Annotated in this window: 20 protein-coding genes and 1 tRNA gene; 12 read left to right on the top strand and 9 right to left on the bottom strand. The window is 61.4% G+C overall.

Features of this window, described 5'->3' with window-relative positions:
• The first annotated feature begins 29 nt into the window (after positions 1 to 29).
• Complete coding sequence (locus tag ACQK2L_RS30765; RefSeq protein ID WP_425400887.1) at positions 30 to 1,481, top strand: DUF1501 domain-containing protein; 1,452 nt, start codon at positions 30 to 32, stop codon at positions 1,479 to 1,481.
• A gap of 18 nt (positions 1,482 to 1,499) precedes the next feature.
• Positions 1,500 to 3,503 (top strand): DUF1549 and DUF1553 domain-containing protein, encoded by a 2,004-nt coding sequence (locus ACQK2L_RS30770; RefSeq protein ID WP_425400888.1) that lies wholly within the window; start codon positions 1,500 to 1,502, stop codon positions 3,501 to 3,503.
• 34 nt (positions 3,504 to 3,537) lie between these two features.
• Here the strand turns inward: ACQK2L_RS30770 and ACQK2L_RS30775 are convergent.
• A tRNA-Arg gene (locus ACQK2L_RS30775) sits at positions 3,538 to 3,610 on the bottom strand.
• Positions 3,611 to 3,756: 146 nt separating this feature from the next.
• Between ACQK2L_RS30775 and ACQK2L_RS30780 the strand changes: the two genes are divergently transcribed.
• Positions 3,757 to 4,692, top strand: a complete 936-nt coding sequence (locus ACQK2L_RS30780) for a carbon-nitrogen hydrolase family protein (RefSeq protein ID WP_425400889.1) — start codon at positions 3,757 to 3,759, stop codon at positions 4,690 to 4,692.
• A 13-nt stretch (positions 4,693 to 4,705) separates the two neighbouring features.
• Here ACQK2L_RS30780 and ACQK2L_RS30785 read toward each other — a convergent pair whose 3' ends face one another.
• The 6 genes from ACQK2L_RS30785 to ACQK2L_RS30810 form a co-directional block, all read right to left on the bottom strand.
• On the bottom strand, positions 4,706 to 5,074 hold the full coding sequence (locus ACQK2L_RS30785) for a YciI family protein (protein WP_425400890.1): 369 nt from the start codon (positions 5,072 to 5,074) through the stop codon (positions 4,706 to 4,708).
• 55 nt (positions 5,075 to 5,129) lie between these two features.
• The gene (locus ACQK2L_RS30790; protein ID WP_425400891.1) at positions 5,130 to 5,633 is read right to left on the bottom strand and encodes a VOC family protein; all 504 of its coding nucleotides are present in this window, start codon (positions 5,631 to 5,633) and stop codon (positions 5,130 to 5,132) included.
• 41 nt (positions 5,634 to 5,674) lie between these two features.
• Positions 5,675 to 6,109, bottom strand: a complete 435-nt coding sequence (locus tag ACQK2L_RS30795; protein WP_425400892.1) for a YciI family protein — start codon at positions 6,107 to 6,109, stop codon at positions 5,675 to 5,677.
• A 42-nt stretch (positions 6,110 to 6,151) separates the two neighbouring features.
• The gene (locus tag ACQK2L_RS30800; protein WP_425400893.1) at positions 6,152 to 6,550 is read right to left on the bottom strand and encodes a YciI family protein; all 399 of its coding nucleotides are present in this window, start codon (positions 6,548 to 6,550) and stop codon (positions 6,152 to 6,154) included.
• 73 nt (positions 6,551 to 6,623) lie between these two features.
• Positions 6,624 to 7,115 (bottom strand): VOC family protein, encoded by a 492-nt coding sequence (locus ACQK2L_RS30805; protein ID WP_425400894.1) that lies wholly within the window; start codon positions 7,113 to 7,115, stop codon positions 6,624 to 6,626.
• Between the two features lie 184 nt (positions 7,116 to 7,299).
• Positions 7,300 to 8,556, bottom strand: a complete 1,257-nt coding sequence (locus ACQK2L_RS30810; protein ID WP_425400895.1) for an RNA polymerase sigma factor — start codon at positions 8,554 to 8,556, stop codon at positions 7,300 to 7,302.
• A 210-nt stretch (positions 8,557 to 8,766) separates the two neighbouring features.
• Between ACQK2L_RS30810 and ACQK2L_RS30815 the strand changes: the two genes are divergently transcribed.
• From ACQK2L_RS30815 to ACQK2L_RS30835, 5 genes are all read left to right on the top strand, one after another.
• Entirely contained in the window at positions 8,767 to 11,202 is a 2,436-nt protein-coding gene (locus ACQK2L_RS30815; protein WP_425400896.1) for a PSD1 and planctomycete cytochrome C domain-containing protein, read from the top strand.
• A gap of 24 nt (positions 11,203 to 11,226) precedes the next feature.
• The gene (locus ACQK2L_RS30820) at positions 11,227 to 12,672 is read left to right on the top strand and encodes a DUF1501 domain-containing protein (protein WP_425400897.1); all 1,446 of its coding nucleotides are present in this window, start codon (positions 11,227 to 11,229) and stop codon (positions 12,670 to 12,672) included.
• Positions 12,673 to 12,914: 242 nt separating this feature from the next.
• Positions 12,915 to 13,670, top strand: a complete 756-nt coding sequence (locus ACQK2L_RS30825) for an SDR family NAD(P)-dependent oxidoreductase (protein ID WP_425400898.1) — start codon at positions 12,915 to 12,917, stop codon at positions 13,668 to 13,670.
• Positions 13,671 to 13,884: 214 nt separating this feature from the next.
• Positions 13,885 to 14,598, top strand: coding sequence for a hypothetical protein (locus ACQK2L_RS30830; protein ID WP_425400899.1), 714 nt, complete (start codon positions 13,885 to 13,887; stop codon positions 14,596 to 14,598).
• 37 nt (positions 14,599 to 14,635) lie between these two features.
• On the top strand, positions 14,636 to 14,962 hold the full coding sequence (locus ACQK2L_RS30835) for a hypothetical protein (RefSeq protein ID WP_425400900.1): 327 nt from the start codon (positions 14,636 to 14,638) through the stop codon (positions 14,960 to 14,962).
• Between the two features lie 72 nt (positions 14,963 to 15,034).
• Here the strand turns inward: ACQK2L_RS30835 and ACQK2L_RS30840 are convergent, their stop codons facing one another.
• Positions 15,035 to 16,087, bottom strand: coding sequence for a BBP7 family outer membrane beta-barrel protein (locus tag ACQK2L_RS30840; protein ID WP_425400901.1), 1,053 nt, complete (start codon positions 16,085 to 16,087; stop codon positions 15,035 to 15,037).
• Positions 16,088 to 16,569: 482 nt separating this feature from the next.
• A complete protein-coding gene (locus ACQK2L_RS30845; RefSeq protein WP_425400902.1) occupies positions 16,570 to 17,091 on the bottom strand; it encodes an ankyrin repeat domain-containing protein in 522 nt (173 codons plus the stop codon).
• Between the two features lie 1,069 nt (positions 17,092 to 18,160).
• On the opposite strand from ACQK2L_RS30845, the gene ACQK2L_RS30850 reads away from it, so the two are divergent.
• The 4 genes from ACQK2L_RS30850 (at position 18,161) to ACQK2L_RS30865 (ending at position 22,853) form a co-directional block, all read left to right on the top strand.
• The gene (locus tag ACQK2L_RS30850; RefSeq protein ID WP_425400903.1) at positions 18,161 to 18,769 is read left to right on the top strand and encodes a DUF2513 domain-containing protein; all 609 of its coding nucleotides are present in this window, start codon (positions 18,161 to 18,163) and stop codon (positions 18,767 to 18,769) included.
• Positions 18,770 to 18,915: 146 nt separating this feature from the next.
• The gene (locus tag ACQK2L_RS30855) at positions 18,916 to 20,496 is read left to right on the top strand and encodes a glycosyltransferase (RefSeq protein WP_425400904.1); all 1,581 of its coding nucleotides are present in this window, start codon (positions 18,916 to 18,918) and stop codon (positions 20,494 to 20,496) included.
• Between the two features lie 4 nt (positions 20,497 to 20,500).
• Positions 20,501 to 21,379: an HAD family hydrolase gene (locus ACQK2L_RS30860; RefSeq protein WP_425400905.1), complete on the top strand. Its 879-nt coding sequence runs from the start codon at positions 20,501 to 20,503 to the stop codon at positions 21,377 to 21,379.
• A gap of 199 nt (positions 21,380 to 21,578) precedes the next feature.
• Positions 21,579 to 22,853: a glycosyltransferase gene (locus ACQK2L_RS30865; RefSeq protein ID WP_425400906.1), complete on the top strand. Its 1,275-nt coding sequence runs from the start codon at positions 21,579 to 21,581 to the stop codon at positions 22,851 to 22,853.
• Positions 22,854 to 22,915: the final 62 nt, after the last annotated feature.

A 22,915-nucleotide genomic window follows, 5' to 3' on the forward strand; every position in this document is an offset into this window, starting at 1 on the left:
CCATCCTCTTTGCAGCGAGAAACGCGCGCATGCTGTCACGCACTCCCACGTCCGCCAATCTGGTTGGTTCGCGACGAGAGTTTCTAAGTCGTACCGGTGGCGGAATGGGTGCCATCGCCGCGGCGTGGCTGTTGCAGCAAGATGGCATGGTTGCCAAGGCCGCTGCCACCAGCACGGTGGCCAACCCCAACGCGGTGAAGCCTTCGCACTTTGCACCGCGGGCGCGGCGCGTGATCTACTTGTTCATGCATGGCGGCCCCAGCCACGTCGACTTGTTCGATCCCAAGCCCGAGCTGGATCGCTTGGGCGGCGAGACCCTGCCTGAGAGCTTCGGCGAGGTGATGACCCGTCGTCGCGTGAAAGCCAATCCCCTGTTGCCCCCGCTGCGGAAGTTTCGCCAGCGCGGCGCGAGCGGCTTGGAGGTCAGCGAGTTCCTGCCGCACATGGCCGAACTGGCTGACGACTTATGCGTGCTGCGCGGTTGCCATGGCGACAGCGTGAATCATCCGCAGTCGGTCTATCAGATGAACAGCGGTTCGATCTTGATGGGCAAACCGAGCGTCGGCAGTTGGGTAAGCTACGGGCTGGGCTCTGAGAATCAGGACATGCCAGCCTTCGTCGTTCTGCCTGATCCCGGCGGCGGAGTCAAAGGCGGCCCTCCCGCCTGGGGAAGCGGCTACCTGCCCGCCTCGTACCAAGGCACCACCATGCGGTCGGGCAAAGCGCCGCTGCTGAACCTCGCTCCGCCGGCCGCTGTAGGAACCGACGACCAACTGGCGATGCTTGCTCTGCTGGAGCAAGAGAACGCCAGGCACCGCCAGCGCCGCGACAACGACGATGAACTCGGCGCGCGGATGAACACCTACGAGTTGGCTTACCGCATGCAAACCGCGGCGCCGAAGCTCGTCGACATTGATCAGGAACCCGAATACATCCGCAAGCAGTATGGCATCGGTCAGGCGGAGACCGACGAGTTCGGCACGCGTTGCCTTCTCGCGCGACGACTGATCGAAAGCGGTGTCCGCTTCGTGCAACTCTACGCCGGCAACACGGTCGGTTGGGATGCCCACGAAAACGTCGAAAAGAATCACACCCAGATGTGCCGCCGCACCGACCAACCAGTGGCCGCCCTGTTGCGCGACCTCAAACAGCGCGGGCTGTGGGACGACACGCTGGTGATTTGGGGCGGTGAATTCGGTCGCATGCCGATGAGCGAACAAGGCAAAGGTCGCGACCATAACCCGTGGGGTTACTCCATCGTGCTGGCCGGCGGCGCGGTTCGTGGTGGCTTCTCTTACGGGGCGACCGATCCCGTGGGACTCCGCGCGGTGGAAGGCAAGGTGCACGTTCGCGACTTCCACGCCACGTTGTTGCACATCCTGGGCATGGACCACGAAGCTCTCACTTACTTCCACAACGGCCTCGACGAACGCCTGACCGGCACCATCGAGGCCAATGTGGTCCGCGACATCCTGGCCTAGGGGTCAGACACAGACGCCATGCAAATCTGCAAGAAACTACTATTCTCGTTCGCCACGCTCTCGCTCGTCGCAGCGTCATGGACTCGCTGCGCAGTAGCCGACGATGCGGAACAATTGGAACTCGCGCTCAGCGATGTCGACCGCTCGCACTGGGCGTTCACGCCGCTCGCCAGTCCCAAGCCACCGGCGACAGGAAACTCGGAGTGGCCGCGCAACGCGATCGATCAGTTCGTGCTCCGCCGGCTGGATGAGAACGACCTGCAGCCGGCCCCGGAAGCGGATCGCCGAACGCTGATCCGCCGAGTGACGTTCGACCTCACTGGCCTGCCGCCCACTGTCGAAGAAACGCAAAAGTTCCTGGCCGATGACCGGTCGGACGCCTATGAGCAACTGGTTGACCGGTTGCTCGCCTCCAAGGCTTACGGCGTGCGTTGGGCACAGCATTGGCTCGACCTGGCCCGTTATGCGGAGACCGAAGGTTTCGAACACGACAACCTCCGCCCCAACGCGTGGCGTTATCGCGATTGGGTCATCAAGGCCTTGAACGACGACATGCCGTACGGCGAGTTTGTCCGCCAACAGATCGCTGGCGACTTGCTCTACCCCGAGGACTACGACGCGGCCATCGCCACCGGCTTTGCTCTGTGTGGTCCCGACATGACCGACATCAACCTGGTGGCCGAACGCCGCCACATGGTGCTCAACGACATCACCAGCACCGTCGGCAGTGTGATGCTCGGCCTGCAAATGGGCTGCGCCGAATGTCACGACCACATGTACGATCCCGTGAGCCAGGCCGACTTCTACCGGCTGCGAGCGTTCTTCGAGCCCGCCTTGCACTTCCCCAAGAGCAGCTACGAGGATGAGAACGAAGCGATCACCAAGACGGCAAGCGTCGAGAAGCCGTTCGAAGGTCGCATCCTGTTCGAAGCCAAAGAGCCTCGCGCCATCGAAGCATTCTTCTACCACCGCGGCGACTTCCGCTCACAAGGCCCGAAGGTCGCGCCAGGATTTCCGCGAATTGCCGTCTTGCCTGGCGAGTCCTCCTATCCGAGCGAGCCAACTCGCGCAGCACTGGCCGAGTGGCTCACTCGCCCGGACAATTACCTGGCGTCGCGTGTGATCGTCAATCGGTTGTGGCAATTCCATATCGGTCACGGGCTGGTCCGCTCCAGCAGCGACTTCGGCACCATGGGCGAGGAACCCTCGCATCCAGAGTTGCTCGATTGGCTGGCTGGGCAACTACATCGCGAGCAGGGAAGCCTCAAGCAGATGCATCGCTTGATCGTCACGTCGGCCACCTACCGTCAGGCGAGTCACCTGGACGAAGCCGATCAAGCGCGGCTGGCCAACTGGGAGCAAGCGACCGAGCAAGACCCCGAGAACCGCCTGCTGTGGCGCGCCAATCGGCGACGCCTGGAAGGCGAAGCCATCCGCGACGCCATGCTGGCTGCGGCCGAGCGGTTGAGCGACCGCAGCGGAGGCGTGGGCGTCCGCCCGCCACTGCCGCGCGAACTGAGAGTGACGCTTCGACGCAAAAGTTGGAAGGTGGCTCCTAACGAGGAGGATCACCGACGTCGCAGCATCTATCTGTTCGTGCAACGAAATCTGCGATACCCGATGTTCGACGTGTTCGACCGCCCCGACACCAACGCCAGTTGCCCCCGCCGCGCGCAGTCGACCATTGCGCCTCAAGCACTGGTACTCTTGAACTCACAGTTCTCACTCGAACAAGCCACCGAACTAGCGAAGCTAGCCGCGAGCGAAGCCGAGGGCGACTTGCGCGAGTCGATCCGCATCATCCACGAGCGGACCCTCACCCGACCGCCGTCCACCGAGCAACTCGACCGAGCCCTGAAGTTCGTCGAGTCCCGCGCCGAATCGTCCGCATCAAGCGGCGGCTCGGCAGAATTCGAAAAGCCCGCGACCGGGCTCCACGGCGTCGACCAACACCAACTCGCCGCACTCACGTACTTCAGCCTGGCGACGTTCAACCTGAACGAGTTCGTCTACATCGATTGACGCAGCGCGTCGAACGATACGTCACAGAGAAAAGCGCCCCCGGCAGGATTCGAACCTGCGACACACGGTTTAGGAAACCGATGCTCTATCCCCTGAGCTACGGGGGCTCGCCTTAAGTGTTGTGCAGAGAAACACTGGCGTCAAGATAATCCCCCCGGTAACGATGGTCAGGGGGCCAGAGGTGGGCCGTCCGATCGTTAGACGAGTCTTCTTCGCGGTATAGCGAGGCGGCGAATTCTCCATCAGGTAGGCTATGCGAATGCCAACCGCGCGAATCAGGTTTCTGCTAACGGTTTCGGTCTTGATCGCGACCGCTGGGGTATCCCTATCCGAAGAGGAGTCTTCAGAGAGTCGCAAGGTTCGCGTGGCGGCGATTTCGTTCGTGCCCGTCGCTTTTGAGCTCGAGGGCAATGCGGATCGCCTGGAAGTGGCCCTTCGAAAGGCTGTCGAGCGGGGAGTCGACTTGGCCGTGGCGCCTGAAGGCGCGTTGGATGGATATGGAATTCATCAGGTGCTCGACGGGACTGTCTCGGCCGAGAGAATGCGCGACGTGGCCCTGGAAATGGATGATCCCATCATCAAGCGGTTCCAGACGCTCGCTCAAGAGCTCGACATGTGTCTCGTGTTTGGATTCGCGGAGTTGGTGGAGGATGACATCTTTAACTGCGCCGTGTTCATCGACAACCAGGGCAACATTCGCGGCAAGCAGCACAAGATGCAGTTTGCGGAAGGATACGACGAGTCGTGGTGGCACAACCGGCTGGGGAGTAAGTGCCGCGCGTTCGATACGCCGTTCGGGCGGTGCGGCATTCTGATCTGCAACGATCGCTGGAACCCAGAGTTGGCGCGAATCGCAGCCTTGGATGGCGCGCAATTCCTGTGCATTCCAGCGAATGGTTCCACGAGCCCCAAGCAGGACGAAACGGTTCTGCGGCGCAGTTTGGAGAACAACATTCCCGTGGTGGAAGCCAACGTCGGCGTCACGCTGGTCGTGGACCGAGGAAAGATCCGTTCGGTGGATCGCGAGCGTGAAGCCGTAACCGTCGACACGATCACCATCTCTCCCGCATCGTCGCGGAGTACCGAGCTTCGCGATCGAACAGAGCAAGCGTTCCTGCGTTGGCGCCAAGCGGAGATGCCAAAGCGATTGGCTGCTCGGCGACGGCCAGCGGCGCTTGAGGAGGAGTGAGCTAAGGCAAAGTTCAGGCTTCGCCGGGTGCGGTCGGCAGGTTCTCGATTTCAAGCACCGGGCGGATCTCCACCGTGCCTTTCTTGGCGGGCGGGATCCGGGCGGCGAAGGCGATCGCTTCGTCCAGGTTCGGCATGTCGATCAAGTAGAAGCCGCCGAGTTGCTCGGTGGTTTCGGCGAACGGCCCATCGGTTACCTGCCGCTGGCCGTCGCGGACGCGGACGCTGGTGGCGGTTGCCACCGGGTGCAGTGGCGACGACAGCAGGTACTGTCCCTTTGTGCTCAGCTCGTGGCACAGCTCGGCCGACTCTTTCATGCACGCGGCCCGTTCTTGATCGGTGTAAGAGTCTTCGGCGCCGTAGATCAACAATAGGTATTTCATCGGGAACTCGGATACGTGTTAAAGTGGGATGGACCTAGCTGGAAGGCGGCTGATTCTATGCTTCGTTGAACGCGGCCTCCAACGCGGCGATGTCGATCTTCTTCGCGGCCAACAGCGTGTTCATAACGCGATCGCATTGCGAGGCCGTGCCGCTGCTGAGCAGGTGGTCGATCACGCGGGGAACCACTTGCCAGGAGACGCCGAACTTGTCTTTCAACCAGCCACATTGTTGGGCATTGGGGTCGGCGTCAGCCGATAAACAACCCCAGTAGTGGTCGACCTCCTCTTGAGTGTCGCAGTAGACCTGCAGCGAGATCGCTTCGGTGAACTTGAACTGTGGCCCTCCATTCAATGCGGTGAACGAATGGCCGTCGAGCACGAACGACACTGTCATCACGGCACCGGGCTCCTGGCGATGGAACTCTCGGCCCGCGTTGGTGTAGCGACAGATCGAGCCGATCTTCGAGTTGGGGAAGATCGACGTGTAAAACGCCGCTGCTTGCTCCGCCTGACCGTCGAACCAAAGGCAGGGCGCGATGCGGTTAGTAGACTTCAACATGCGAACTCCGTCGTTGTAGCTAGTGGCCACGGCCATACGGTTCATTCCGAGCCGGCCAGTTTCTCGACTTCCTGGCGGAGACGCTCGTCCTGATCTTTCAGTTCGGGCGTCATGTTCTCGCCGAAGTCTTCCGCTTCGTAGATTGGGCGAATCTCGATCTCAGAATCCTCGGGCATTGGGTTGGGGCATTTCTTAACCCACTCAATGGCCTGCTCGATCGAGTCGACTTGCCACAACCAATAGCCGGCGACCAGTTCCTTTGTCTCGGTGAAGGGGCCATCGACCACCGTGCGGTTGTCTCCCGAAAACTGCACGCGGCACCCCCTAGAGCTGGGCTGAAGCCCATTGCCAGCGAGCATGATTCCGGCTTTTACGAGTTGCTCGTTGTATGCGAACATGTCGGCGATCAGTTGCGTGCTCGGAAGTTCACCCGCTTCACTGCTGGATGTCGCTTTGACCATAACCATTACCTGCATCGATCCGTTCCTTTCATTCTCGTGTTCAACGGGGGACTATTGCTACATCAATTGCTTGGCAAACTCAGCATTGCGCTCGGCCACCATGGCGTTAATCGCCTCGTCGGCCGGGCGGATTTCCCAGTGGCCGAACTGGATGCCCGGGTGCTTGGACATTAGTGCGATCGCGTGGTTCAGATCGCGGGCCTCCAGCAGCAAAATGCCACCGAGTTGCTCTTTGGTTTCGGCGAAAGGTCCGTCGGTCACGGAGACTTGGCCATTCACCAACTCCAAGGCGACGCTATCGCGGACGCTCTGCAACGCCTCGCCACCGAGGAAGTGCCCCCCGCGGCGCAGCTCATCGTCGTAGGCAAAGCAGTCTTGCATCATCTGCTGCACCTTCTCCTGCGAAAAATCATCGAAGTTCTTCTCGTCGACATATCCCAAGCAAACGAATTTCATGCGTCGGCCTCCTGTTTGAAGATTCAATTCTATCGAGCAATCCGAGTCCGATGGCAAGCCTGTGGTTGTCGCGTCAGGCGCCTTGTGCAGCATCGGCCTGTTCGAATGCCTCGATCATCGCTTGTTGCATCTCTTCGGGCGAGAGGTCGCGTTGGTGGGTGGCAAACGACCAATTGTGGCCGAAGGGATCGGTGACGATTCCGTAGCGATCGCCCCAGAACATATCGCACATTGGCATCATGGGCGTAGCCCCTGCTTCGACGGCGCGATTGTAGGCCGCGTCGCAGTCCTTGACGTACTGATGCACCGTGACCGGAGTTCCGCCTAAGGCCTTGGGGTTTCGCTCGGAGCCGCCACAGCATTCGGGGAAGTCGTCGGCCAAGTAGATGACTTTGCCGTCGATCAGAATCTCGGCATGCATCACGCGTTGGCCGTCGGGCGCCATCAGACACCCGGCCGACTCGGCGCCGAACGCCTTCTGGTAAAACTCAATCGCCTCGCTGCAGGGACTGCAGACCAAATGGGGAATCAAGCCTTCGCGGCCGGTGGGAATAGGAGAAGCCATAGTGAGAATTCCTTCGTGAACCGTGCTGAGTGGCGGGCGCCGATCACCCGTTCTATGAGCTTGTCGAAGTCCGATGCCAACGCTCGACAGCCAACTGGAAAGATTCTGGAGAAATTTCGCTCGAAAGGAATCCGCGACTAATTCTGTCCTTGCAAAACACCTTCCCACCTGTCGAACGATCGATCTAGCCAAGTTCTTCTAGCCGCTTTTCCAGAAATCGCCGCTCGGGTTCCTGGCTGGCTAGCTCCAGTGCAGCTCGGTACGACTCCCGCGCCTCGTCGATTCGCTCCAAACGGCGGCAAAGGTCCGCCCGGGCGGCGTGGGCCAGGTGGTAGTCGACCAATTGGCCGGCGGAGAGGATTTCGTCGACCTCGGCCAATCCCACTTCCGGTCCGTCGCGCATGGCGATCGCCACCGCTCGGTTGAGCCGCACCACCGGTGAGGGGGCCGCCTGCTGCAGGATGTCGTAGTAAGAGACGATCAGAGGCCAGTCGGTAGCTGCGAAGATCGCAGCCGCTGCGTGCACTGCAGAGATGGAGGCTTGCAACGTGTACATGCCGATCCGCCCGGTAGCCATCGCGCGGGCGACCAGTCCTCGTCCCTCGGCAATCAGTTGCTGATCCCACAACCGGCGATCTTGATCCTCCAGCAACACCAGGTCGCCGGCTGCGTCGGTTCGGGCGGTGCGTCGCGATTCGTGTAGCAACATCAACGCGAGCAGCCCCAATACCTCGGCGTCGGGCAGCAGCTCGGACAGCAATCGGCCGAGCCGAATCGCTTCGGCCGACAGGTCAGTTCGCGTGGCGGACTCGCCCGACGAAGCGGAGTAGCCTTCGTTGAACACCAGGTACACCACCGAAAGAACCGAATCGAGCCGCGGTGGCAGTTCTTCGAGCGACGGAACTTCGAACGGAATGTTCGCTTCGCGAATCTTGGCTTTGCCGCGCACGATCCGCTGTGCCATGGTGGATGGTTTTGTCAGAAAGGCCGCAGCCACTTCTTCGGTCTTCAGCCCGCACACCTCACGTAGCGTGAGCGCCACTTGAGCGTCCGGTGCGAGGGCGGGGTGGCAGCAGGTGAAGATCAGCCGCAGTTGATCGTCCTGGAGTTGCTTCTGGTCGAGAAGACTCGCATCGCTCGGGGAATCTTCTTCAATCCGGCGAGCCAGGCGCTCGAGGTTGGCATCGAAGCGAGTCCGCCGGCGTATGGTGTCGATGGCCTTGAAGCGGCCGGTCGAAACCAGCCACGCCCGCGGATTGTCCGGGATTCCATCCGTGGGCCATTGCTTTACGGCCAGGGCAAATGCTTCGTGCAGGGCGTCTTCGGCGAGGTCGAAATCGCCAACCAGTCGGACCAGCGTAGCAAAGATGCGACGCGACTCGCGCTGGTAGATCGCGGCGATGAGCTGTTCGATGTCATGTTCGTCAGCAGAACTTCCCATTCGCTCGCTTCGCTATTTTCCCAGCAAACCCCGTAAACCAACCACGCAGATCGACGTTTTGGTTGCGGGAGTCAGCAATTCGCCGGTGAACCGCAATTTTTGACTCCAAAGTGGCCGGTTCAGTATATTGCTTATGGAGCAGAAGTGGCTACGTGCTGCGCTCCGCCATCCTTCCTTGCCCACCTGCCACTCTCGGCCGCATTGCCTATCGTGTTTCGATCCGCTCTCCCCGATCGCTGCCGCTGTATTGCCGCCTTGGCGGTTGCGTCGCTGGTTTGCGGCCACTCGGCGGCGGACGAGAAAATCAGCTACTCGCGGCAGATTCAGCCGCTGTTGGCCGCGCGATGCTTCGCCTGCCATGGTCCGGACGATGCAGAGAGCGGCCTCGCCCTGCATGAGGAGAAACTTGCCCACGCCGAACCCGACTCGGGCACGATGGCCATTGTGCCGGGAAGGCCGGACGAGAGCGAGTTGCTGCGGCGCGTCGCGACCGACGACGAGTGGGAGCGGATGCCGCCCGAGGGAGAACCGCTGAAGCCAGCCGAGATCGAACTCTTGCGGAAGTGGATTGCCCAAGGCGGCGAGTACGAGAAGCACTGGGCGTTTGAGCGACCGCAGCGGGCCGATCCGCCCGAAGTTCAGAATACGGATTGGGTAGCCAATCCAATCGACGCGTTCGTGCTCGCGAAGCTCGAAGCGGCGGGACTCGAGCCGGCCCCGCCCGCGGACCGACGCGTGCTCGCGCGCCGGGTGTACTACGACCTGACCGGTCTACCGCCCACGCTGGCGGAACTAGAGGAGTTCCTCAACGACGATCGCCCTGACGCCTACGAGCAATTGGTCGACAAGTTGCTGGCCTCGCCACGCTATGGCGAGAAGTGGGCGCGGCATTGGTTGGATTTGGTTCGCTACGCGGAGAGCAACAGCTTCGAGCGCGACTCGCCGAAGCCGTACGTGTGGAAGTATCGCGACTACGTGATTCGTTCGCTGAACGAGGACAAACCTTACGATCAGTTTGTCCGCGAGCAGTTGGCCGGCGACGAGCTGGAGGAAGTCACCACCGAGACAATGACCGCTACCGGCTACTATCGACTCGGCACGTGGGACGACGAGCCGGCCGATCCGCTGCAGGCGCGGTACGACGATTTGGACAACATTGTCTCGACCACTGGGCAGGCGTTTCTCGGACTGACGGTCGGTTGCGCGCGGTGCCACGATCACAAGATCGATCCGATGCCGCAAACCGACTACTACAGCCTGCTTTCTTTCTTTGCGGACGTCACGCCGTATGGTGAGCCGCGCGGGCGTGACCCGAGGTTCAACAGCTTGCGCGATTGTTCGCCGCCGGAGACTGCGAAGCGGCGTCAGGAGATCGAAGCGCGATCGGTAGCGGTGCGGGAGCGGATGACGGAAATCGAAGAGGCGGCCATCGATCGTATGTCGTCCGCCGATCAGCATCGCAGCGAGACCAACGAGCGGCGAGCGCTCTTGCGAGAGAAGCTCGACGAGTACCAAACCGACGCCGAGCGTGAAGAATACACGGTGCTCCGGGGCGAACGACGCGATCTGCGAGCCGCCCAACGCAAGTTGCCGCCGGCCGAGTTAGTGCTGTCGCTCGCGCGATGCGATGCTCGACCCGAGCCCACAACCGTCATGATGCGGGGCAATCCCCACGTGCCAGGCGAAGTGGTCGCGCCGGCGTTTCCTGAGTTGTTCGACGACCAGTGTCCCGACATCCCTGAAGCGGCGGCCGACGCCCACTCCGCGGGAAGGCGGCGCGTGCTCGCCGATTGGATTGCGAGCCCCGACAACATGCTTACCGGTCGCGTGATCGCCAATCGCGTGTGGCAGCACCATTTCGGGCGGGGCATCGTTCGCAGCTCGAGCAACTTCGGCCTGCTGGGCACTCCGCCCACGCACAAGGAACTGCTCGATTGGTTGTCGTTCTATCTGATCGATCACGAGTGGCGGCTCAAGTCGCTGCATCGGTTGATCCTCACCTCCAACACGTACCAGATGTCGAGCACCGCACGACCCGAGGCACTCGCAGCCGATCCCGCGAACGACCTGTTTTGGCGATTCGACATGCGGCGGCTCACGGCCGAAGAGTTGCGCGACACCGTGTTGTACGTATCGGGCCAGTTGAACGAAAAGCAATTCGGCCCCAGCATCTATCCCAAGCTGTCGGCCGAGGTGCTCGCCACGCAGAGCCAACCGGGTAAGGATTGGAACACGTCGAACGCGCGCGAGGCTTCGCGGCGGAGCATTTACATCCACGTGAAACGTAGCTTGATCGTGCCGGAGCTGGCCGTGTTCGACTTCCCCGAAACCGACACCAGTTGCGAAGCCCGCTTCAACACCACGCAAGCCGCGCAGGCGCTAAATCTGCTGCATGGCGAATTCATGCAAGCGCAGGCCCGCCAGTTGGCGAGCCGCGTCGAGCGGGATGCGGGTGGCGATGTTGAGGGGCAAATCCGCCATGCGTTGCATCTGGCGCTAGGCCGCGAAGCGGACGACCAGACCGTGGCCGACAGCCTGACGCTGTACGACAACTATCGCAGCAAGCACGGGCTGGGCGAGCAGCAGGCCTTCGAGCAGGTGTGCTTGATGGTGCTGAATTTGAACGAGCTGGTGTTTGTTGATTAGCCATAAGCTTGTGAGGCGTTTTCGATGACCATGCGAAACTTCTGCAACCGGACGCGTCGCCAGTTCCTCTGGGAAACCGGCGCAGGCTTTGGCGCCACCGCGCTGGCAGGCATGCTGGCGGGCGACGGCTTTTTTGGCAGCTCGGCTGCGGCGGCCGAAGTGAATCCGCTCGCGCCCCGATCGCCAGCGGGCGCGGCCAAGGCCAAGAGTGTAATCTTCCTGTTCATGTACGGCGGGCCGAGCCACATCGACACGTTCGACTACAAGCCGAATCTGGTGGGCATGGACAACAAGACCGTGGCAGTGAAAACGTTCGGCCGCGGCGGCAAGAAGAACGAAGGCCGCATCGTCGAGCCGCGATGGAACTTCAAACAGTATGGGCAGAGCGGCAAGTGGGTGAGTAGCCTGTTCCCCAACCTTGCCGAGTGCGTGGACGACATCGCCTTCCTCCACTCGATGACCGCCGACTCGCCGATTCATGGCTCGGCCATGTTGATGATGAACTCCGGCAAGCTCATCTCCGGCAGTCCCGCGATGGGCTCGTGGGTGAACTACGGGCTGGGCACGGTGAATCAAAACCTGCCGGGCTTTGTGGTGATGCTCGATCCGAGTGGCGGGCCGATCTCCGGCGCAAAGAACTGGTCGAGCGGCTACATGCCCGCCACGTTCCAGGGCGCGACGTTCAAACACGAAGGCGCGCCGGTGCTGAATCTCTCGCGGCCGCACGGAACCACTCGCGAGCAGCAGCGCGACATGCTCGACACGCTCGGCGCGATCAATCGCCGTCACCTGGAACCCCGCGCCGACAACACCGATCTGGCCGCCCGGATCGCTAGCTACGAACTGGCGTACAAGATGCAGGTTTCCGCGCCCGAGGCGGTCGACTTCGCGCAGGAATCGCCCACGACACTCGACATGTACGGCGTGGGCCGCGAGCCGACGCACCACTTTGGTTCGCAGTGCCTGCTCGCGCGGCGGCTGGTGGAACGTGGTGTGCGGTTCATTCAGGTGTACTCCGGCGGCAACCATATTGACCACAACTGGGACGCCCACGGCGACCTGGAGTTCAACCACAACAAGCACGCAGGCGAGACCGATCAGCCAATCGCGGCTTTGCTCCGCGATTTGAAGCAGCGCGGCATGCTTGAGGAGACGCTAGTGGTGTGGGGTGGCGAGTTCGGCCGCCAGCCCACCGCCGAGTACGCCAAGGGCACCGGCCGCGACCACAACAGTTACGGCTTCACGATGTGGATGGCTGGCGGCGGCATCAAAGGCGGCGTGAGCGTCGGCCAGACTGACGAACTCGGCAGCCGCGCAGTCGAACGCCCCATTGCGGTGAAGGAGCTGCACGCCACGGTGCTGCAGCAACTGGGCCTGGATCCCAATCACCTGAGTTACTTCTATAATGGTCTCGACCAGAAACTGGTCGGCGTGGAGCCGGTCAAGCCGATCCATGAGATCATTGCCTGAGGCTACCTGTTGATCGCTTCGTGTCGATGGTAGCTTAGTACTTCAGCGCTAGGTCGCCACGAAGGGTAGTAAGAATAGCCACAAAAAGGAAGAAGAGTCACGAAAAGGTGAACTGAGTTCATCACGAGCGGTCCCTCTTCTTTTTGTGCATTTTCGCGCCTCTTTGTGGCAATCTTCATCCGTAACTCGTCGCCTCACCGCGAACTTCGCCTTGACCTCCATTTCTTTAAACAGAACTTGATATGCCCCTGACTATCAACAACCGCGTCGCCTTGATCACTGGAAGTACTCGTGGCCTTGGCAAGGAGATGGCCCTGGCCCTGGCGTCCAGTGGTGCTCGCGTGGCGATGAACTACTACGGCAACCAGGAAGTCGCCGAGCAGGCGTTTGCCGAACTCCAAGCCGTTGGCGGCGAGCACTGCCTGGTGCGGGGCGACGTGACCGACGAGGCGGGCGTGAAGCAGATTGTTGCCGATGTAAAGAAGCAAATCGGCCCGGTCGACATCCTGGTGCCGAACGCCACCTGCGAGCAGCCGCTCAAGCCGATCGAAGAATACGAGTGGGCCTTCTTCCAGCGGATGGTCGACTTCTTCCAGAAGAGTCCGTTCCTGCTGACGCAAGCATGCCTGCCGCACATGCGCGAGCAAGGTTGGGGGCGGATCGTGCACCTCACGAGCGAAGTCTACCCCGGCTCGTGGCCCGAGTTCTGTCCTTACTGCTCGGCCAAAGGTGGCCAGACCGGCCTCGCTCGCAGCAACGCCCGCGAGTTCGCCCCGTACGGCGTGACGGTCAACATCATCTCGCCCGGCTGGATCCCCGTGGAACGGCACAGCGACGCCACCGACGAGGAAAAGGCCGAGTATCTCGCGACCGCGCCGATGGGCAAATTTGGCGACCCGAAAGACGTGGCCAACGCCCTATTGTACCTGGTGAGCGAGGAAGCCAGCTTCGTGACCGGGGCCACCCTGGACGTCAACGGCGGCCGGACGATCTACTAGGGGTAGCAAAGGATGCACGAAACGGCGACGTCCGCGGGATCTTAGCCCCGTCGTTTACGGCGGGGTTGATTGGAACGCAAACGTCCCGCGGTCGAGGAGCAGTTCTTCCATCAGCCGGAGTTCGACCGAGACCGCAACCAGCCCGCGGCGTAGTTCCCACTGCACGTCATCCACTCGACCCCTCGCACCCACATTCCTGTAGCCAATCCACGCCATGAAACAGTGGTTCGCCAATCCGGCCGACGACAATCCGCTCGAGCAATCGCATCGCGGTTGGTCCGGCAAGCTGGGCGTGTGGCTGTTGTTGGGCGCGGTGATCACCGCGTTTGTGGTGGTCACCGTGATCGTGCTCACCGCTCCGCTCACGCGTAATGAGCTAGGCGTGCTCGGAGGGCTCAAGATCGGAGCCAACGCCGACACAATGCTATTCGTCGGCGACCGCCACATCGGAACCGGCACCGTGGAAGTTCCCTGGAACGACCTGCTGGGCGCAGCCGGCCGCCCGCCGCTCGCGGTTCCCGAAAGCGACGGAGTGAATCTGGCAGGCGAAGGTGCCGAACTCATCTGGTCGCAAGACGGCCCCAACGGCGCCCATCGCGGCGCGCAGAACGTTAACTACAAGTTCCGGCAAGAGTTGTACCGCCGTGCCGACGGCGAGCTCGATCACCTATTCGTCATCACGTGCGAGTTCCCCGACACCGACAGCAAGTGGAGCAGTCTTCGAATCCCCATCCGCGCCCGGAAGCAGGCCGACGCAGGCTACTTCCCCCAGCCCAGCCTCCAAGGCGGCGGCAACATCAACCGCGGCATGATCCCCAGCCGCCGCGACGAAGCCACGTTCCAATTGAACCTGCACGTCCGCGACGGGGTGTGGCCCAAGGTGGTGGAAGAGGGCGAGCGCGGCAACGGGCTCTGGCAGCCGGAGTGATTGGAGAAATAGCTAGAGTAGGAATTAATTAAGCCGCATGATGAGATTGCTGAAAAGGGTGCTAGGCTATTTTCTACGGAAGATGGCGGAAAACAAAGACAATAGGTTCCTTCATGGGTTCTTCGGTGCCTTGGGGGGTGTTTTTCCTTTCGCATTACTTGCCGGTATCATCGCCTCAGTGCTTTGCGTTGAGTATGTTCTGACGTATGCAGTACCATCATTGAGCGACTTCAGGGACGAAGTCTTAGCTTCGATGCTCAACTACGCGATATTCTTTGGACTACTCTCCAGTTGTGTCATCGTAGTGTTTGTAGTGGTGGAGATAGCGATATACTTGTGCTCCAAGAAAGCCAACAGCGAATAGATTTGCGGGCAAAATTCAAAGGGGCCACCCATCTAACTTGAATGGACCAGATTGTAATGCCGTAGGGTGACACTACCAGGCAAATTCGCCGCCAACGAGCGCACCGTGGTAGAACACGTCGCCCGACGACTGCATGTCATTCGGATCGAGCGTCTGTAGCGTCAGGTTTGCCTGGTCGCTCGCCAGGGCCACTTTGCTAACCCACAGCATTTGATAGCCGCCGCGAAGCGAGAAGTGCCGCGTGAGCTGGTAGGCGGCGTTGACACCAATTTCGCCGACGAAGGCCACGGTGCTGTCGGAGCCATTCCCCTGGACGATGGGGGTGCCCACGATGTCGTAAGCGAAATGGTTGTCCGCGCTGTTGCCGAAGATGCCCGCCTTGAACAGACCGTTTACTGCCAGCGGGCCGCCCAGTCGCCACAATTTTAAATCGGCGCCCATCTGCGCACCATACAGATCATTATTCGTCCGCCAGTTCACGCCGGACAGGTTCGGCACGACGAAATCGACGTCGTAGTTCAGCGATTCGTCGAGGCGTAGATAACGGAAACCGGCCAACAATGTCACACGATCGGAATGCCGATGCCGCCAGTTGATCTCGAAGTTGTCGAGCTTCGAGTGGTAGTCGCTGGTCACGTCAAACGCGAGTGGAAAGTCGATGGGGCCAATTCGAACGTCTCCCGTGTTGCCATAGTCGTACGACGAAGTCCAATCGAGCCCGCCAAAGTAGCGGACTTCAATGCTGTTGCAGCCGCAGTCTAGCCAGCGCTCGAGCGAAACATCGGGACCAGCGGCGACGCCGAAGTTGAAGTCCTCGCCGCCGGATACTTGAATCAATCCACCGATCGGACGGGCCAGGACCAGGGCGTCGGGCGTGGAGCGTTGGAGTAGTACTGCCCCGGCGCGGACCGTCCACTGAGGCTGGCAACAAGTCTGGCACAGTCGACAGTTCTCGGTGTAAGCGGTGGCCGTCACGTCTGCGTCGAGCAGGCTGTCAAACGAGGCGATCGGGTCGGCAATGGAAGCAGAGGCTTGCCCTTCCGTGGGTGGTTGCACGTCCGCCGCGACGACGCCGGCCAGGCAGCAGAGCCCCAGAACACCCACTAACCGCCAAAAACTACTCATCGCAACCGCCTCCCTGCTTGGACTAATGCAGCACGCCTCGGGTTTCCCTGCCCGTAGCCAAGTGCCCGCAACCTGAATGAGAGACTCGGCATGCGGGCGATCCGCACCGCGGTATTTCGGACGTTTGCGTTGCGACCCCTGCAATTGGACTCGTTCGAAAAGCCAGCGCCCTTTGCCACGTCGTCAAGGTTTATCACTCGGCCGGATTATCGGAGACCTCGGCTTCGTGCTCCAACAACACTTCCGAGTGCCGCACGGCAAGTCGCGGCTTGTTGCGGTCTCGGTCACGCTCCGGCTGGAGAGAGCATCTGCTGCTCGACCGCTGAGGTGACTGGCTCATAAACCCGTCGTAAACGTCGGGCCTAATTCTGCCAGGGTAGCGTCCATTCCCGACGAGTGGCGTGGATCAGCGTGCAGACCCTCTGTGCCCTCTGCGGCCTCCTGTTCCAAGGTGGCACGGGTTGGGTTGGGTACTGAGGGGCTCACTCACCAGCCTGACTTTTCGCTTCCTTCAAGATTGACGCGATCTCGTCGAGCCCGTTTTCTTCGGCAAGTTGCAAGGCGCTTTTACCCCCGTTCACCGTCAGCGCTGGGTCCGCCCCAAGCTGCAGCAGTCGTTCAACGGCCGCAGGTCGCTGCAGGACCTCTGTCGCATAGCCGATAGGCGTGTAATTCTGATACTCCGAGTTGTACATCTGCTGATTGACGTCATAACCACTACGGGCAAAGTACTCAATGACATCGAGTCGCTGGTAGAAAAGTGCAACGTCGAACGGATTCCCGAATGGTGATAGGCTCCTATCGAACAGTGTAGGATCCGACTCGTTCAGGCTGCGCACTTGTTCCAACGTGCCCGACTCAATGGCGTGATGGAGGCGCCCGTCTGTTGACACGAAACCGCGTTCAACATTCACGGTGATCCAGAAGGGTCGAGACGCCCAGAAGATCAAAAAGACCATCACGGCTATCACACCCATCGCTATCAGCTTGCGGTTGCCTGTCATCACAATGGTCCTATTAATCGTTCACAAACTGCACGACCACGTTTCGGGGGGATGCGTGCTGCGGCTGCACGCCGCTACGGTTAAACTACCAGGACCGGGATTGGGGCACAACTTCCGAGCATACCCTTGGGTAGCGTCCGAGCTCGTGGTGCTCGGCAAGTCGCGGCTTGTTACGGCCTCGGTCACGCTCCGGCTAGACGTGCTCCTCGACCGCTGAGGTGACTGACTCATTAACCCGACGTAAACGTCGGGCCTACTTTTCCCAGGGTAGCGTCCATGCACGACGATTGGCGTGGATCAGCGGGCAGGCCTATTGCACGACGCTTGTAACCTCTGTGGCCTCCCGTTCAAACCGTACTGAAGGTGGCTCGGGCGGTGTCGGGAGGTGTCAAAAAATGGCTGTTGAAATCGCGCGGGGGTGTGGTCCAATAGAAGGGCCGCGGGGTATGCCGGCGGTGGTTCTTTGGCAATTTGGTCGAGGTGAGTAGGTGAGTAGGTGAAAGCCGCTAGCCGACAACCTACGCGTTGTCGGAATCCAGGTAAGTCTTTTGCAAGTTGAGCTCGTCTCCGAAAAAAGCGTCGTGGAAGTGCCTGCGATCGTTCGGCGGAGCGAACGGCGACTATCGTTTTGTCCCCATGGGAAACATGCGGGGAACAACGCGGGGACTTCTGTCCCCATGGCTTTCAAAATACCGCTGGATAACAAGGGGTTTTTGAGAGCAGGAGGGAACAGTGCGTGGGGAGTTTTGGGCCAATGGATGCAAATCGGGGGGATTGGGCCCAAAACGCGTTGGCCCAAAACGGTTCCTGGGTCCCAACCAAGCCTGGGCGGAACTATGGAAGGACGTGGATTCCTCGGTTGCTTCCATGGCTTGCTGGGTGCTAGCACGAACCGCTGGTTGGTAAACCGCTATTGCCACCATTGGTGATTCGGAAGAAGATGTCTGCCGCTTGGCACCGCCCCTCGCTGGTGGTGCCAGTCCCCGTATATTCACCCAGCCGACGTCGCCCCCCGCGGCCGTGCGTTGGCGACCCACTCTGTCTTGTGTGCAAATGGAGGTGCACCCCGATGAAACGCGATATCGATCTGTGTCGTCAACTGTTGTTCGATCTGGAAGCCCACGGCCCTGAGTGCGCGATCAACGTGCTGCGTAGCGGCCTGGCCAACGAGGCGGACGATCGCCTGCGGTACCACTTGCGTCTGCTGGTCGACGCGGGCTTGGTGAAGGAACTCGAGCGGACCACCAACGGTGCGACCTGCGTGCGACTGACGAACGCCGGGCTCGAGCTGATTGAGCTGTGCCGCAGCGATGCTCGTTGGCGCGACGCGAAGGCCGTTGTGCTGGAGCGGACGGGTGGGCTGTCGCTCACGGTGATCCGTACCGTGCTGACAAAGTGGGCCGTCGAGTCGGCCACGGTGGGCTACGCCCGCGTGCCACGCCGCGCTTACCGCCCGCTGTACCGCCGCGACGAAGCGTTGCGTCGAGTGAATGGCTATCGCTACGATCGCGACCTGGTGGAAGTGGAAGACGACCTGCAGTTGGTCCGCACCGCGCCGGACTACCGTGAGCGCGTCGACTGGCGTGAGCGGCTGTATGATACCGACTACTTGCAGGACGTCGAGACCGAGAGCTTGGAACCGAACGTCGGCGTTCAGTTGCCGATCTACTTGGTCTAGTTGCCTTCGACATTCAGAACTCCGAAACGAGGAATCGCTCCCTCCGGGGGGCGGTTCCTCGTTCGTTTTGGCCGAGTTGAACATCGCGGCCGGATGGGGGAAGATAGGGGCATTGTTTGCTGCCCCCTGCCCTTCCGCTTCCGACCATGCAAGTTGTCTTCGTCCACTATCACCTGAACGCCGGCGGCGTAACGCAGGTGATTGTCAACCAGATCCGCGCTCTGGCGCAGCTTGACGTCGAGCAGCGTCCCGAGCGCGTCGGCGTGTTGTACGGCGGTCGCCACGAAGGATGGCCGCCGCAGATGTGGGACGACATCGAGTCGGGCACGCTGGCGCCGTTCGACGAGGTACTGATGCCGCTGGCGTCGCTCGACTACGCCCAGCTGCCGACGCTTCGCGAAGAGGAGCTGGCCGCTGAGGTGACCGCGACGCTCACTGCCAACGGCTTCGCGCCGGGCGATACGCTGCTGCACATCCATAACCACACGCTGGGCAAGAACATGTCGTGGCCCGGCGCGGTGAAGCTGCTGGCGGAGCGCGGCTATCGGCTGCTGCTGGAGATTCACGACTTCGCCGAGGACTTCCGCCCCGCTAACTACCGCCACCTGGCGGTGGCCTGGGGAACCGACGATCCGCAGCAGATCGCCGCCCGGCAGTACCCGACCGGCGTGGGCATCCACTACGCAACGCTCACCAGCCGCGACCGGGAGTTACTCAGCACGGCCGGCATCACGTCGGAGCGGCTGCACACGCTGCCGAATCCGGTTGCCGAGTTCCCCGACTTGCGGCCGCGCGACGAAGTCGGCGCGTCGGTCCGAGCGGAGCTTGGCATCCCCGCCGATTCGCGTTTGGTGGTCTATCCGGTGCGAGGCATCCGCCGGAAGAACCTGGGCGAGCTGCTGCTGCACGCGGCCATCAGTCCCGACGATACATGGCACGCGCTGACGCTCGCGCCGGAGAACCCGGTGGAGCTGCCGTCGTACGAGCGATGGCGGGACCTCTCCGAGTCGCTGGAGCTTCGCTGCTTGTGGAACACCTGCGGCGGCGGCACTTCGCAGTTCTTGAACGTGCTGGCGGCCTCCGACGTGATGATCACCACCAGCGTGGCCGAAGGCTTCGGCATGGTGTTCCTCGAAGCGCCGCTGGCCGGCAAACCGCTAGTGGGCCGCGACTTGCCGGGCATCACGCGCGACTTCAAGTCCGAGGGCGTCGTGTTTCCTGGGCTGTACGAGTCGCTGCAGATACCGCTGGAGCTGGTCGAGCAGCGCGACGACCTGCCCGAAGTGATGCGGATCGCTTACCAGTGGGCGTGCGAAGCGTACGCGGTGCCTCAAGATGAGGAGTCGAAGGTCGCGAGCACGATCGACAACCTGATGGGCGACGGCGCGATCGACTTTGCGCTGCTACCCAGCCGCTTCCAGGAGCAGCTGATTCGCGCCGCGACGAAGGACCCCAGCGGCTTCCGTGAGAAGTTGTTCGCCGCGAACCCGCAACTCGAGTCGCAGCTCTCGGCCGCCTCGCAGACCGAGGAGGTCATTGGAGCGAACGCTGCGGTGGTTCGCGAGCGGTACTCACTCGAGTCAATCGGCGAGCTGCTGGGTGAGACCTACAACACGGTGATGTCCAACCCGCAGCCCAGCGACGTCGAGCCAGCACCGAGCGGGGCGAAGATCCTCGAGCAGTGTTTGCACATCGATCGCGTGCACGCCATCCGGTTCGAGGAGTAGCCGCGTGACGCCCGTCGACATCATTCGCACCAACAGCCAGCCGCTCGCGCCGCAGGCGACCGACGCCGCGGCCGAGACGCCGGCCTTCGAGGGCATCCGAGCGGTGCTGTTCGACGTGTACGGCACGTTGTTCATCAGCGCCAGCGGCGACATTAGCCTTGCTAGCCTATCGAACCGCGGCGACGCGGTAGTTGCCGCGCTGGAATCGGTTGGACTACAACCCGGCAACTGCACAGGCGATGACTTGGTGGCCGCGCTGCACGCCGAGATCAAACAGGCTCACCAGGCGTCCGAGCACGAGTTTCCCGAGGTCGACATCCACAAAGTGTGGCGAGCGGTGCTAAAGGCGGAGCTTGACGCCGAAGTCGTCGACGACGCGTCGCTCGCCCGGCTAGCCGTTGAATACGAAACGCAAGTGAACCCCGTGTGGCCGATGCCGGGCCTGGTGGAGTGCCTTGCGGAGATTCACAAAGCCGGCTTGGCGCTGGGCATCGTCAGCAACGCTCAGGCGTTTACCCGTGAGTTGTTCCCGGCGCTGGCGAATGGGTCGCTCAGGGAGTTGGGTTTCGAGGAAGACCTCTGTGTGTGGAGCTACGAGCACTTGCAGGCCAAACCGGGGCGGTGGCTCTACGAGCGGGCGGTCGAGGCGCTTGCCACGCGTGGCATCGCGCCGAGCGAGGCTCTGTACGTTGGCAACGACATGCGGAACGACGTAGCGCCGGCCGCTGCGGTGGGATTCCGCACCGTGCTGTTTGCTGGCGATGCCCGCAGTCTGCGGCTTCGCGAGGGCGACGCGATAGTGGCCGGGGTGTCGCCTGACGCGGTAGTAACGGATTTACGGCAGATTTTGCATATTTTACGCCTTGCTCCTGAAGCGGGGTAGCTTACATTTTAGCGATCGGCGCTCGCTCGCGTCGTGAGCGTCGCCCCGTCGATCGTTGACTTCCATGCGATGGCATGGATTGGGCCGGGTCCCAAAGTCAGCGTCTCAGGCAGTTCCGGGTGCGGCGTCGGCCCTGCTGGGTCGGTTTAGCAGCGCCGCGAGAGTTTCCCTTCACTGCCACCCATACACTGCTAGAGTTATGTCCCAAGTAGGCCACAACATAGGCTTCGTTGGCACCCGCTTCGCGGGCACCGACGGCGTATCGCTCGAGGCAGCCAAGTGGGCGAAGCTGCTATGGGACCATCGCCACGTGAGCTACTGGTACGGCGGCAAACTCGACACCAGCCCCGACATCAGCATGCTGGTGCCGCACGCTTACTTCGGGCATTCGGACATCCAGTGGATCAACCAACGGTGCTTCGGCCAGAACTCGCGCGAACCGGAAGTCAGCCGCCGGATCCTGGCGTTGGCCGATCACTTGAAGCGCAAGCTTTACGACTTCACGCGGAAGTTCGAGATCGAGATCATCATCGTGCAGAACGCGATGACCATCCCGATGAACATCCCGCTGGGTGTGGCGATCGCCATGTTCGTCGCCGAGACCAACTTCCCGACCATCGCTCACCACCACGACTTCTACTGGGAGCGCGACCGGTTCAGCGTCAACGCGTGTGGCGACTTCCTCCGCATGGCGTTCCCCTGCACGCTGCCATCGGTTCAGCATGTGACGATCAACTCCGAGGCCCAGCGGGCGCTGTCGCACCGCCGTGGCGTGTCGTCGGTGCTAGTGCCGAACGTGTTGGACTTCGACACTCCGCCGCCAGGCCTGGACGACTTCAACGCCGACTTCCGCGAATCGATTGGCATCGCCCCGGACGACATCCTGTTCCTGCAGCCGACGCGCGTCGTACCGCGCAAAGGTATCGAGCACGCCATCGCGTTGATTGGTGCCTTGAAGAATCCGCGGTGCAAGCTGGTCATCTCCCACGAGTCGGGCGACGAGGGCGACGAGTACTTGCACGCCCTGCAGGAGATGGCCGAGCATCAAGGCGTTCAGTTGATGTACATTCCCGATCGCATTGGCGAAGAACGGGGCTATAACGAGAACGGACAGAAGGTCTACTTGCTGTCCGATGCGTACCTGCACGCGGACATTATCACCTACCCGAGCTTGTACGAAGGTTTCGGCAACGCGTTGATCGAAGCTTTCTATTACCGGAAGCCGGCGTTGGTTAACCGGTATTCGATATTCGTCAGCGACATCGAACCCCGCGGTTTCGACGTGATCACGATGAACGGCTACCTCACGCGGGAGGTGATCACGAAGGTCCGGCGCTTGATCGAGGACGCCGAATACCGTGAGAATATGGTGGAGACCAACTTCACCCTCGGCAAGCGGTTCTACAGCTACGCCGTGCTGCGAAGGAAACTGCGGACGCTGATCACCAACCATACTGGTATGGACGACCTGTAGATGTCTCGTCAAGCCGGACTTTTCGGACAGCGATCGCAAGACGCTCCTGATGATTCAAGCTT

Origin of the sequence: Aeoliella sp. (assembly GCF_965227375.1) — a bacterium.
Lineage (GTDB): Bacteria > Planctomycetota > Planctomycetia > Pirellulales > Lacipirellulaceae > Aeoliella.

Coding starts and splice junctions, on each gene's coding strand:
- ACQK2L_RS30765 (WP_425400887.1), top strand. CDS start 30: ATGCTGTCACGCACTCCCACGTCCGCCAATCTGGTTGGTTCGCGACGA.
- ACQK2L_RS30770 (WP_425400888.1), top strand. CDS start 1,500: ATGCAAATCTGCAAGAAACTACTATTCTCGTTCGCCACGCTCTCGCTC.
- ACQK2L_RS30805 (WP_425400894.1), bottom strand. CDS start 7,115: ATGGCTTCTCCTATTCCCACCGGCCGCGAAGGCTTGATTCCCCATTTG.
- ACQK2L_RS30835 (WP_425400900.1), top strand. CDS start 14,636: ATGATGAGATTGCTGAAAAGGGTGCTAGGCTATTTTCTACGGAAGATG.
- ACQK2L_RS30820 (WP_425400897.1), top strand. CDS start 11,227: ATGACCATGCGAAACTTCTGCAACCGGACGCGTCGCCAGTTCCTCTGG.
- ACQK2L_RS30855 (WP_425400904.1), top strand. CDS start 18,916: ATGCAAGTTGTCTTCGTCCACTATCACCTGAACGCCGGCGGCGTAACG.
- ACQK2L_RS30790 (WP_425400891.1), bottom strand. CDS start 5,633: ATGTTGAAGTCTACTAACCGCATCGCGCCCTGCCTTTGGTTCGACGGT.
- ACQK2L_RS30825 (WP_425400898.1), top strand. CDS start 12,915: ATGCCCCTGACTATCAACAACCGCGTCGCCTTGATCACTGGAAGTACT.
- ACQK2L_RS30865 (WP_425400906.1), top strand. CDS start 21,579: ATGTCCCAAGTAGGCCACAACATAGGCTTCGTTGGCACCCGCTTCGCG.
- ACQK2L_RS30780 (WP_425400889.1), top strand. CDS start 3,757: ATGCGAATGCCAACCGCGCGAATCAGGTTTCTGCTAACGGTTTCGGTC.
- ACQK2L_RS30850 (WP_425400903.1), top strand. CDS start 18,161: ATGAAACGCGATATCGATCTGTGTCGTCAACTGTTGTTCGATCTGGAA.
- ACQK2L_RS30800 (WP_425400893.1), bottom strand. CDS start 6,550: ATGAAATTCGTTTGCTTGGGATATGTCGACGAGAAGAACTTCGATGAT.
- ACQK2L_RS30840 (WP_425400901.1), bottom strand. CDS start 16,087: ATGAGTAGTTTTTGGCGGTTAGTGGGTGTTCTGGGGCTCTGCTGCCTG.
- ACQK2L_RS30785 (WP_425400890.1), bottom strand. CDS start 5,074: ATGAAATACCTATTGTTGATCTACGGCGCCGAAGACTCTTACACCGAT.
- ACQK2L_RS30810 (WP_425400895.1), bottom strand. CDS start 8,556: ATGGGAAGTTCTGCTGACGAACATGACATCGAACAGCTCATCGCCGCG.
- ACQK2L_RS30795 (WP_425400892.1), bottom strand. CDS start 6,109: ATGCAGGTAATGGTTATGGTCAAAGCGACATCCAGCAGTGAAGCGGGT.
- ACQK2L_RS30845 (WP_425400902.1), bottom strand. CDS start 17,091: ATGACAGGCAACCGCAAGCTGATAGCGATGGGTGTGATAGCCGTGATG.
- ACQK2L_RS30830 (WP_425400899.1), top strand. CDS start 13,885: ATGAAACAGTGGTTCGCCAATCCGGCCGACGACAATCCGCTCGAGCAA.